9 protein-coding genes are annotated in these 12,122 nt (G+C 37.6%); all 9 read left to right on the top strand.

Translation table 11 applies throughout. From position 1 onward, the window contains the following. Positions 1-419: 419 nt before the first annotated feature. The 9 genes from D0466_RS02115 to D0466_RS02075 all read left to right on the top strand — a co-directional run bounded on the left by D0466_RS02115 (position 420) and on the right by D0466_RS02075 (position 12,105). A complete protein-coding gene (locus D0466_RS02115) occupies positions 420-2,252 on the top strand; it encodes an NAD-dependent epimerase/dehydratase family protein (RefSeq protein WP_117320916.1) in 1,833 nt (610 codons plus the stop codon). Positions 2,253-2,270: 18 nt separating this feature from the next. Continuing rightward, positions 2,271-3,179: a glucose-1-phosphate thymidylyltransferase RfbA gene (rfbA, locus tag D0466_RS02110; RefSeq protein WP_117320915.1), complete on the top strand. Its 909-nt coding sequence runs from the start codon at positions 2,271-2,273 to the stop codon at positions 3,177-3,179. Beyond that, the gene (locus D0466_RS02105; protein ID WP_117320914.1) at positions 3,142-4,260 is read left to right on the top strand and encodes a DegT/DnrJ/EryC1/StrS family aminotransferase; all 1,119 of its coding nucleotides are present in this window, start codon (positions 3,142-3,144) and stop codon (positions 4,258-4,260) included. Before rfbA ends, D0466_RS02105 begins: the two co-directional genes overlap by 38 nt. Continuing rightward, positions 4,217-5,263 carry a dTDP-glucose 4,6-dehydratase gene (gene rfbB, locus D0466_RS02100; protein WP_117320913.1) on the top strand — a complete coding sequence of 349 codons (1,047 nt, stop codon included), beginning with the start codon at positions 4,217-4,219 and terminating at the stop codon, positions 5,261-5,263. Before D0466_RS02105 ends, rfbB begins: the two co-directional genes overlap by 44 nt. Positions 5,264-5,329: 66 nt before the next feature. Beyond that, entirely contained in the window at positions 5,330-6,451 is a 1,122-nt protein-coding gene (locus D0466_RS02095; RefSeq protein ID WP_117320912.1) for a lipid II:glycine glycyltransferase FemX, read from the top strand. Positions 6,452-6,479: 28 nt separating this feature from the next. After that, positions 6,480-7,475 carry a metallophosphoesterase gene (locus D0466_RS02090; protein WP_117320911.1) on the top strand — a complete coding sequence of 332 codons (996 nt, stop codon included), beginning with the start codon at positions 6,480-6,482 and terminating at the stop codon, positions 7,473-7,475. 321 nt (positions 7,476-7,796) lie between these two features. After that, a complete protein-coding gene (locus D0466_RS02085) occupies positions 7,797-8,753 on the top strand; it encodes a PIG-L deacetylase family protein (RefSeq protein WP_117320910.1) in 957 nt (318 codons plus the stop codon). Positions 8,754-8,908: 155 nt separating this feature from the next. Beyond that, positions 8,909-10,252, top strand: coding sequence for an MATE family efflux transporter (locus tag D0466_RS02080; RefSeq protein WP_117320909.1), 1,344 nt, complete (start codon positions 8,909-8,911; stop codon positions 10,250-10,252). A 179-nt stretch (positions 10,253-10,431) separates the two neighbouring features. Continuing rightward, a complete protein-coding gene (locus D0466_RS02075; RefSeq protein ID WP_199484486.1) occupies positions 10,432-12,105 on the top strand; it encodes a DUF6044 family protein in 1,674 nt (557 codons plus the stop codon). The last annotated feature ends 17 nt before the right edge of the window (positions 12,106-12,122 follow it).

Genomic DNA, 12,122 nt, shown 5'->3' with positions numbered 1-12,122 from the left:
TCCTTTTGTGAGTAATTTACAAAAGGGGATCATCTCCCAGGTTTCAGAGGTGTCTGTAGAATACGAATAAGTATAGAAAGATTGAAAAATGATACGGCTTGGAATCCAAAAATCTCGATTGAAAAATCTATTGAGGACATTATTGTAAATATTGAAGTAGTTGATAAAAACACTGAAAAATTGGTCCAACTATAATAGGGAAATATTGATGATTCTCACTCCAAAGGATAGACCGTTTTTGGAGATGGTTCAAAATGGGGAATTAATGTTTAATGTGCATTTCAAGAGCATCCGCGGGGTCTGGCGGATGCTTTTATAATTGGCGAGGACTTCATTGGTAAAAATAACCAAAATTAATTAATAGTTAAAAATCTTTAAAAGTCTTAAAATAATAAAACTATTTCCGGAGGAGATCTCTGATGAAAAAAACGATTAGAGTAGGAATAACGAGCATTGGCAGTGGAGTTGGACAAAGTGTAATAAATTCCTGCCGGCTATCAGAATTACCATTATATGTCGTTGGATTGGGCCACAACCCAATGGCTTTCGGGCAATATGATTGTGATGATTATGATACACTACCATCAATTTATTCGGATGAATATATTGATCAATTATTATACCTATGCAAAAAACACCATATAGAAATATTAATTCCCGGATTGGATGATGAGCTTTACAATATATCCAAGAATATTGAGAAATTTAAGTCAAACGGAATTACGCCTATTGTTTCAAGTACCAAGATGATTGAACTATGTAGAGATAAAGTAAAAATGAGCCGAGTATTGAATCATTTTACTAACTCTTTTGTTATTAGCCACGATAAAGAATCATTAGTAGAAGCATATAATAATAATGAAATTAATTTCCCTTTAATCGCAAAACCCCGGAGCGGATTTGCCTCCCGCGGTTTGTTAGTAATACGTTCTGTTGATGATTTTGACATTATAAATAATGATCACGTAGTACAAGAGCTCGCCATCCCTCATAAAGAGGATATAAATTATTCGAGTTTTGTGAGTAATTTAGAGAAGGGATTGGTCTCCCAGGTTTCAGAAGTGTCAGTACAAATTGTTGTAAGTAAAGATGGCAGAATTATAGGAAAATGTGCAACCTTAAACAAATTAAACAACGGTGTCCCCATAGAAATTATTCCATTTGAGAATGCTTCAGTTTGGGAAGATCTTGGAAAAATTATCCCATACTTCCTGAAAATAGGGTTAAGAGGCCCGATCAATATACAAGGAAGAATGACAGAGCATGGGCCAAAATGGTTTGAAATGAATGCTAGATTTACTGGTATTACTGGACTAAGGGCGATGATGGGTTTTAATGAAGTGGACGCTATGGTACGTGATGCTTATGATATTAACTCGACCGATACAGAAATTGAACTAAACAATAAACGCATTGGTATGAGGCAAGTAACCGACCGAACAGTTACATTTGGAAGAAATGCTGATTTAGATAACCTGGTTACAAAAACAGGATTTTACCCTTGGAAAAATAGTAAAAAATCTGTGTTGGTAACAGGTGCAACAGGATTTTTAGGAAATCATTTAGTCAGAAAGCTGATCGATACAGAAAATGTTGAAACCGTTATTTGCCTTCTTAGAAATGAAAATAAAGCAAAATTAATGTACGGCAATCATGATAAAGTAAAAATGGTTTCTGACTCTGACATTGAACAAGGCCTTTTAAACTTTGGCAGTATTGATGTCTTAATCCATGCGGCATTGGGATCAGTATATGAGGAGGAAGCTATTGCAAAAGAATTAGCCTACACATCCTGGATTCTTAATATGGCCAAAAAATTTCATATTCCTTCAATCATTAATATATCAAGCCAGTTAGTCTATGGAGCTTCAAATCCCGCTGTTTGGAATGAACAAGATCCAGTTAGTCCGAAATCTCCATATGCCTTAGCAAACTGGGCATCCGAGCTAATGGTATCATCCATTCATCAAGATAATGTTCAAACAAGCACCACTTCATTAAGATTATCATCGCTAATAGGTCCTGATAAAGGTATGGGAATGGATAACTTGCCATATCCATTATCAAAAGAAACAATAAAAGTTGAAGAAATAAAAGGCAGTTCTCAATGTCCGGATTTCTTAGTCGTGCGGGATGCTGCAGACGCCATAATTTCACTGCTTAATATGGATTCATCAAAATGGAAACCCATTTATAATGTTAGGTCAGGAGTACCATTAAATAGGGATGAAGAAAGCTTTCAAATTAACTAATTAGAAGGAGTGTATATATTGAAAGGTATCATATTAGCCGGGGGAAGCGGGACAAGGCTTTATCCCATTACACAAGCCATATCAAAGCAACTTTTGCCGATTTATGACAAACCAATGATTTATTATCCTTTATCCGTTCTTATGTTGGCCGGAATCCGGGAAATACTAATCATTTCTACTCCAAAGGATATACCGCTTTTTATGGATTTACTTGGAAATGGGTCGAAATGGGGAATTACGCTTGAATATGCAGTACAAGAGCATCCGCGCGGTCTGGCGGATGCTTTTATTATTGGTGAGGAATTCATTGGTGACGATAACGTATGCCTCGTCTTAGGAGATAACATTTTTTATGGGCAAGGGTTCACGCCAGTTTTGAAAAAAGCCGCAAACTTAGCAGAAGGTTCAATTGTTTTCGGCTATCAAGTTAAAGATCCACAACGTTTTGGAGTGGTTGAATTTGACGAGGAATATAACGCATTGTCCATTGAAGAAAAACCACCTCATCCCAAGTCACAATATGCCGTGACCGGTTTGTATTTTTATGACAATGATGTTATTGAAATCGCAAAACAGGTTAAACCCTCTGCCAGAGGTGAAATTGAAATAACTGATATTAATAAAGAATATTTACAAAGAAAAAAATTGAAGGTGCAACTTCTTGGCCGCGGATTTGCCTGGCTTGATACGGGAACATTCGGGAGTTTCCTTGAAGCTAGCCAATTCATTGAAACTATTGAAAAGCGACAGGGTTTCAAAATAGCCTGTTTGGAAGAAATTAGTTATCGGAACAAATGGATTTCTGCTGAAGAGGTGTTGGGTCTGGCGATTCAATATAAAAATGATTATGGCTCATATTTACATGACTTAGTAAACGGGAGGTTTGCAGATGATTCCAGTGTCGCAACCGTTTCTGCCACCAATTGATGAGTATAACAGCTTGATTTCAAAGCTGTGGGATACAAAATGGCTGACAAATAATGGCCCTTATGTCCAGCAGCTGGAGGATAAGCTTAAATCATACTTACATGTTCCTTCTCTTCAATTTGTCAACAACGGGACGGCTGCCCTCCTACTCGCAATTAAAGCATTGCAGATAAAAAAAGAGGTTATTACGACTCCTTTTTCCTTTGTTGCAACGACAACATCTATTCTATGGGAGAATTGCCAGCCAGTATTTGTGGACATTGATCCTAGGACACTATGTATTGACCCTGATAAAATCGAGGAAGCCATTACAGACAAGACTGAAGCTATCTTAGCGACACATGTTTACGGCATACCTTGTGATGTAACCAGGATTGAAAAAATTGCGAAAAAGCATAATCTCAAAGTTATTTATGATGCGGCACATTCTTTCGGCGTTCACATCGATGGGAAATCACTGTTGGAGTTCGGTGATATATCGACACTTAGCTTCCATTCGACTAAACTCTTCCATACCGTGGAAGGCGGTGCGATCATTAATAATATAGGGGATAAACTTGATCAACACCTTAAATTATTGAGAAGCTTTGGCTTCGAGGGAGAAAATTATCAAACAGTCGGAATCAATGCTAAAAACTCAGAGTTCCATGCAGCCATGGGTTTATGCAATTTAAAGTATATTAATCAAATCATTTTGAGAAGGAGAATGATTACTGAAATATATGACGGAATGCTTGCAAATTGGGTCGAAAAGCCAAGCATTCCAGAAGGGGTTGAATATAATTATGCCTATTACCCCATTATTTTTGAAAATGAACAAGAACTGATATCTGTCATGAATAAATTGAAAAATAATAATATAGCGACAAGAAGATATTTCAATCCATCTTTAAATAAATTGCCCTATTTAGAAAACAATAGTTCCTGTCCTATATCTGAAGACATATCGAAACGGATTTTATGTCTTCCGCTTTTTAGCGAATTGCACGTTTGTGATGTTGAAAAAATATCGAAATTGATAATGGAGGGGTTAGCTAATGAATCTACTGATAACAGGCGGGGCCGGCTTTATCGGGTCTAATTTTGTTCAATATATATTAGATCAACATGTAGATATCCATATTGTGAATGTTGATAAATTAACTTATGCAGGAAATCTTCAAAATCTTGGAGAAGTATCGCATCATCCACGTCATCACTTCGTACAAGGAGATATTTGTGACCGCCAACTTTTGGATAACTTGTTTGAAAAATATCAAATTGAAGGTGTAATTCACTTTGCTGCTGAGTCGCACGTTGATAACTCAATTAAAAAACCTCTATCTTTTGTGCAAACAAACGTACTTGGTACGTTAACATTGCTTGAAGCAGCCCGCAGTTTTTGGATGGAAGATTTCGGAAGCTATAAAACTGCCTTTCAGCACGCCCGGTTTCATCATATTTCTACCGATGAAGTATATGGTTCACTCGGAATGGAAGGGTTTTTTACAGAAAATACACCCTATGCCCCAAATAGCCCCTATTCCGCAAGTAAAGCATCTTCGGATATGCTTGTTAGAAGTTATTACCAAACATACGGGATGAATGTTGTTACGACTAATTGCTCGAACAACTATGGGCCAAAACAACACGCTGAAAAACTTATACCGACAATTATTAGAAGAGCACTGGCACTTGAAACAATCCCAATTTACGGGAACGGTCAAAATATTCGTGATTGGCTATATGTTCTTGATCACTGCCGTGCGATAGAAAAAGTATTTTTCAATGGAAAATCGGGGGAGACATACCTAATCGGTGCCCATAATGAAAAGACCAATGTTGAAATTGCTCAGGAGATATGTGATTTCCTGGATATGGAAAAACCGATCCCGGTAAATGAAAAAGGTATAAATAGTTATAAACAATTAATTGAATATGTAGAGGACCGGCCAGGCCACGATTTCAGGTATGCGATTGATGATACTAAGCTAAGGAATGAATTGGGCTTTAAGTTTAAGTATGTGTTTAATAAAGGGATCGAAGAAACAATTCAATTTTATCTTAAACAATATAACAGGACTTATATTACATCGAATATATGAAAGTGGTGGAGTGGGAAAAACCCTATCAAACTATCATGCTTGAGGGGAATCAGGGAGGAAACTAACATGATTAATATGCCTGTTTTTTATAACAGGATAATAGAAGTTAGCCAAAATGATGACTGGAACAAGCTTATCGAAAAATTCCAGGATGCGGATATTTATCATTCTAAAGAGTATACAAATTTATTTGCTAAGGTGGAAGAAGGTATACCACAAGCTGTATATTTTGAAAATGAGAATGGTAAAGTATTTTATCCATTTATTAAAAGGAAAATCGATATAAAGGTAGGTTATTTTGATATTATAACTGCTTACGGATACGGTGGTCCGATATATGAAGGAGATAAAAAGGTCATTAAACAATTTTATGATAAATTTAAAGATCATTGTTTTCAAAACAATATCGTTACCGAAACCATTGGATTACATCCATTATTGAAGAATGCTGAAGATTTAAAGGAAATTATGATTGTAGATTATATACGGAAAACAACAGCAGTAGATTTAACTCTTCCTTTAGAAGATATTAGAAAAAGTTATAAATCGAACAATAGGAGAAATATTCGAAAATCAAAAAAAGAAGGAGTAAAAGTTTTCATTTCAAACGAAAAAGAGGATATTGAAATTTTTATGGAGTTATATTATGAAACAATGGATCGCAAAAATGCCTCTAGTTTTTACTATTTTAATAAATCTTATTTTTATGACCAAATGGAGGAAACAGTTGTAGGCAAACCTTATCTCTTATTAGCAAAATATAATGAAGAAATTATTGGTGGTGTAATAATGCTAGTTGGGAAACAATTTGCCCATTATCATTTAGGTGCCTCCAAAACAAAGTATTTAGCTTTAAGGCCAAATAATATATTATTCGATGCTATGGTAGAATACGCTAAGTCATTAGGTCTGAAAAGCCTCCATTTGGGTGGTGGATATATAGAAAATGATAATCTTTTTAAATTTAAAACGTCATTTACCAACAATAATAATTTTGATTACTTTCTTGGTAAAAACATTATAAATATTAAAGTTTACAATGAACTCTTACAGAAAATAATTAAAAATCAACCGGCTGGTATCCAAGACAGTTATTTCCCCCTATATAGAAGTAGAAAGATTGCATTCGATTTTTCTTTAAACTTATATATTACATTTAGTACATTTGGCAGTTATCTTGCTGTGTAATGAATCCATTCAAATTGGAGCGTTAGCATTGAGAGTACTTTTAAAAAGAGGTATTGCTGTTTCTTTATTAATGATTTTAATTCTAACAATTTATACTATCTGGGACAATAACCGTGTAACAGTAGCGGAACAAGAAATATTTATAGAAAATCTCCCAGAAGGCCTTGAAGGTTACACTATATTGCAAGTTACAGATTTGCATGAGAAAGTATTCGGTAAAAATCAGGAAAAATTGATCAATATCATCAATTCTATACATTATGACACAATTGTTTTAACCGGGGATATGATGGAATCTCCCCAAAGCACAAATTATCAGCCTTATTATTCTTTGATTGAAGGAATTCAAAATAAACAAAATGCACTGTTTGTGCCTGGAAACGCTGATCCTGCAGTTTATAAATTAAGGAATCATCATTATGAAAAGAATAACTATATCATTGGTATGGAAAAACGCGGGGTTAAACTGTTGGAATCCATACATACTGTTAAAAAAAATGATTCCATTATCCATTTTGTTAATTTCGAATTATCAATAAAGAAGAACTCAAGGCGAAAAGAAAATAAATACAGTTCCCCTTATGCCTATGAGAATTCGGAAAATGTCAATGTTGAGAAGCAAAAGCAATTAATGCAAGAAATAAAAGTCGTAAATCATACAAAAGGTATAATAATCGCCCTGAATCATTACCCAGTACCTGATCAAAGGATCGATTATCTAAAAAAGGACAAACAGACTGTATTTAGGGATTACGATTTACTTATTGGAGGACATTACCACGGTGGCCAAATTCGTCTCCCTTTTTTTGGTGCACTCTATGTACCGGAACCCTTGTTTCAGCGAAAGGGCCTCTTTCCGCCTCAAGACAGGGTAAAAGGACTATGGGAACACCGTGGAATTGAACAATATGTAAGCACAGGATTAGGTAGCAGCAACGCCATAACATTTTTGAATTTTCGATTCTTTAATCCGCCGGAAATCAATGTACTAACTTTAAAACGAAAAAATAAAAATTGGAAATAGTAACCTAACAGTTGCTGGATACCCCGGCAGGAATGGCTGAAGATGCCCGTCGGCGAAGATTTTGTTCCTAGGGCATCGTTTCCTATCCGAAAAAGCCTATGGTGACGGCAAAATAACATGCCCGTGGCCAGCTTGAAATTATAGTCAGCGAAAACAATTTTCAGCGCGTTTTTGGGTTGCACCAATAAAAAACATTTGGTCCCCCCAATCACTCAACCCCAAAACTAAAAGAATTCCCTAATCTCCAACTACAATCAGTACGCCTAGCAGGTTATATTTCTACCAACTCGAATAAATTCAAAAAAGCGAGGGATTCATTTGTTGCTAAAAAGATTATTTACCAGAAGACACCTTCCTAAACTATTAAATCTTATTCCATGGAGTGAACAAATAATAAAGAAGATAGAAATTAAAAGAGGATTGTATCAATATCCAGATAAGATGTTAGGTCGAAAATTACCATTTTATGATAATCAGGATGTTAATGGTGAGAAAACTGATGTCCTTGTCTTTGCAGCACATGCCGATGATGAGATCCTGGGTTTAGGCGCCACTTTATACCGGCACTCTCAAAAAAGGGATAACATAAAAATAGTCTATACAACGAATGGATCAGCAGACTGGTTTGGGGCTCAAAGTTGGAATATAAGAGCTGATACATCAAAGAAAAGAGCTGAAAAGAGATATAGGGAAGGCGTGAAAGCTCTATCACTCTTAAATATCCCAAAAGAAAATATATTTTGTTTAGGCTATCCAGATGGCGGCACTCAACGGTATTTAACAAACATGTCAGATGACGTTAAAAACCTCTTACAAACATTCAACCCTGAGAAGGTATACGTTCATAGTGTTGAAGGAGGCCATATCGATCATGATATAACAAGTTTTGTCGTTAAATACACTTGTGAAAAAATAGGCTATCGCAATGTGTTCGAATGGGCGGAATATCATCGAAAACAGCCCATTGGAACTAAAGAAATCATTTTCTTGCCTAATCCATTTACAACAATTGATGAAACCATCATTGACATCTCTGAAGAGGAACGGAATTTAAAGAAAATCATGTTGTCCTGTCACATTTCTCAAGATATTGAACAGTTTTATACCCAAGGGGAGGCTATACGCCGAGCGAATCTTTCAAATTTGGCCATTGAACTGTATACATACTGTAAACTCCCTAAATTCAAATTAAAATCTATAGTAAAAAGATTTACACTAACTGACAAATCGCCAAGCAATGAAAGGGAGGAAGTAAAGGAATGGAAGGAAAATTTCTGATTATCTTATCAATAGACATAAATGATAACTATATATGTTGATAGCATTCTTAGCTTAATTGCAGCGGACTGACCTCCAAAACTTGAAGATTCACATAAAAACTCTAATAATAAAAGAATATAATCTCGTCTTATCAAGAGGAAAAAGGTGTTTTTATGTCCGGGCAAGACTTCACGCAAGGAAATATCATGAAGCAATTGTTTGTTTTTTCAACGCCTATTATGTTTGCAAATCTTCTTCAAGTATCTAGCCAGTTCATCAACAGCCTCTGGGTCGGCAACCTTATCGGGGCAAATGCCTTAGGGTCCGTCTCGATTTCGGGAACAGTCATTTTCACCGTTCTATCCTTTATTATCGGTGTAAATAATGCTGCCTTGACGGTTCTTTCCCAACAAAGAGGGCAAAAAGACGAACTAGGGCTGAAAAGGTACCTCAATGCCTTCGTTGTTATTTTAACGCTGTTGTCCGTAGCGCTAGGGGCTATCGGCTTCATCTTTGCAGAACCAATTTTACAGTTGCTTGGTACACCGGCGGAAATGGCTGATGATGCCACAGCATACCTCCAAATTAACTTTCTCGGCATATTGTTTTTGTTTGGCTATAATTTTATCGGGACGGTGCTCCGGTCACTTGGGGATAGCAAATCGCCATTACGGTTTGTCCTGGTCGCAGTCATCTTAAACGCCGTGCTTGACCCGATACTCATCGCCGGGTTTAAGCTCGGGATTCAAGGCGCCGCATATGCGACGATTCTATCGCAGGGCATTGCCTTTTTGGTTGGCATTTATTCTATACTCCGCCGCAAACTGGCGCCATTCTCGTTGCCCGTCATTCCCAAAAGGGAAGAAGCAGCACTTATATTCAAGCTCGGCATTCCATCTGGATTGCAGATGACAGTGATTTCAGCGGGGGTCATGGCCATCATGAGCGTCGTGAACTCATTTGGCGGGGATGTCGTTGCTGGATTTAGTGCTGCACAGCGCATCGATAGCATTATAATGCTGCCGGCAATGGCAATAGGTACGGCAGTAAACAGCATGGCCGGGCAGAATATAGGTGCTGGAAATTGGGACCGGGTCCAAAAGATTGCCGTGTACGGCGTATTATATAACTTGCTGATCATGCTTTTCATTGCAGTTTTCATTGTTTTGTTCGCCGAGTTTGGCATCAGTTTATTTATCCAGGAAGAAGAAGCAATAGATTTCGGTACCCAATACTTGATCATCATAGCTTTTTTTTACCCGTTTCTCGGGCTTAATTTCATTTTGAACGGGATTGTCCGCGCCTCTGGGGCAATGTTCCAGGTGCTGGTATTAAACATACTATCATTTTGGGTTCTGCGATATCCGTTGACCTATTTGTTTTCAAAAATGATGGACGAAGAGGGAATCGCTATTGGAATGGGAACCAGCTTTGTAATCAGCAGTGGATTTGCTTTTCTTTACTATCGGTACGGCAAATGGAATAAACAGAAGTTATTTCAAAAGGATATTGAATGAAAGCTGCCATTCCGAATTACGGGGGCAGCTATTTTTTACCCTTATTAGGTGGAGTTTCCAAAAAACAGGAATAAATTCCAGTGGGTAAGCACAAGTTAAAACCACTGTGTATTTCTACTCGTTCGATTGGCCGTGGTACAAAAACATGGCGCTTACGCTTTCCTAATGGGGTGTATGGATTGTTCTCAAATGTTAACAAAAAAGAGCAGAAGATGATCGCCTTAGCACTGATAATGATAAGCATTTATTTAAGCCCGCTATTCATTCTTGGTGAGAATGCCCATATCCGGGTTCACGATAATTTAGATTCCAATATTGCCTGGTATAAAGTATTGTCCGAAAGCGGACAGATGTTTGGCCCGGTTGCTTCAGTCATACCCCAAATCATAAACGGCTTATCCAGAAATGCATTTGGGACAGAGTGGAGCGGTATCGTTTGGCTGCATGCCATGTTTCCGCCCATGGTCGCTTATGCCTTCAGCCAGGCAGTTACAAGATTTATTGCTTTTCTAGGTATGTATCTATTATTAAAAGACCATTTTATAACACAGAAAGACTGGGGAGTGATCAGGGTAGGAACAGCTTTGGCTTTTGCACTCACCCCTTTTTGGCCTTCGGGAATGCTTAGCACCTTAGGGATGCCGCTTGCCCTATGGGCTTTCCTGCATATCAGAAACGGGCACTCTTCAGGCAAATTTTATATTGTGCTTGCTTTGCTTCCATTGTATTCAAGCTTTGTTCTTGGTTTTTTCTTCTTCCTGACCGCTATGGGGATCTTCTGGCTTTCAGACGTTATCAGGGGCAGGGGATGGAATCTCAGGTTCATCGGGTCAATTGCCTTTATGACATTGGTTTATTTGCTTGTTGAGTATAGGCTCATCCATTCGTTTCTATTTTCAAGCGAACCGAACAGCCGGGACGAATATTTTCATGCGCGCCTCTCTTTGTTGCAATCTACAAAGCTCGCTTTTAGCAATTTTGTGCTCGGGCATACCCATGTAATGACCGTCCATGGCCTGGTGATCCTTCCTGTCCTGCTGTTCGCTTTTTATCTTGTTATAAAGCTTAAATTATGGCGGAAAGAACAAGCCTTCGTGGTCCTCATGGGACTTAATTTTACCCTGTCGGTCTGGTATGCATTCTGGTTCTACAAAGGATGGCTGCCGTTAACCGAACGCTTCCATTTTTTAGATACCTTTAATTTTGCCAGATATCATTTTTTACGCCCGCTCGTCATTTATGCCGGTTTTGCCCTGGCGTTAAGGATCATCTGGATTTGTACTAAAAACAAACAATCGATAACGGCGGTGATTGTCGCCCAAATCTTGCTTCTTTTTGCTTTTAATGATGAAATCATTTATCAAAAAAAACCTTCCGTGAAGGAATTTTACGCTGAACAATTATTTCGCGATATTAAAGAACATATTGCCCTGCCTCAGGAGGATTACCGGGTGGCCAGCATTGGGCTGCACCCTGCAATCGCACAGTATAATGGATTCTATACGCTGGATACATACAATAACTTTTATCCTTTGCGGTATAAATATCAATTCCGGAAAATAATTGAAGGTGAACTGGCAAAAAATAAAACCATCCGCACATATTTTGATGAATGGGGAGGGCGGTGTTATATTTTTTCCGCTGAGCTCGGAAAGCACTACCTGTATAGAAAGGATGCAAAAAAGCGGCTAAAAAGCCTGGAATTAAATACAGCAGCCTTTAAAGAAATGGGAGGAAGCTATATTTTTTCGGCCGTTCCAATCGACAATGCCCCAAAGAACCATTTATTGCTTGAGAAAGTATTCACATCTAAGCAGGCAGCCTGGAAAATCTACTTGTACAAAGCTATTTAACACCAGGGAGGTTGCAC

Source organism: Peribacillus glennii (assembly GCF_003429105.1).
Lineage (GTDB): Bacteria > Bacillota > Bacilli > Bacillales > DSM-1321 > Peribacillus > Peribacillus glennii.
Note: the sequence above shows the minus strand (reverse complement) of the source record. Positions and strands in the feature narration are given on the sequence as shown.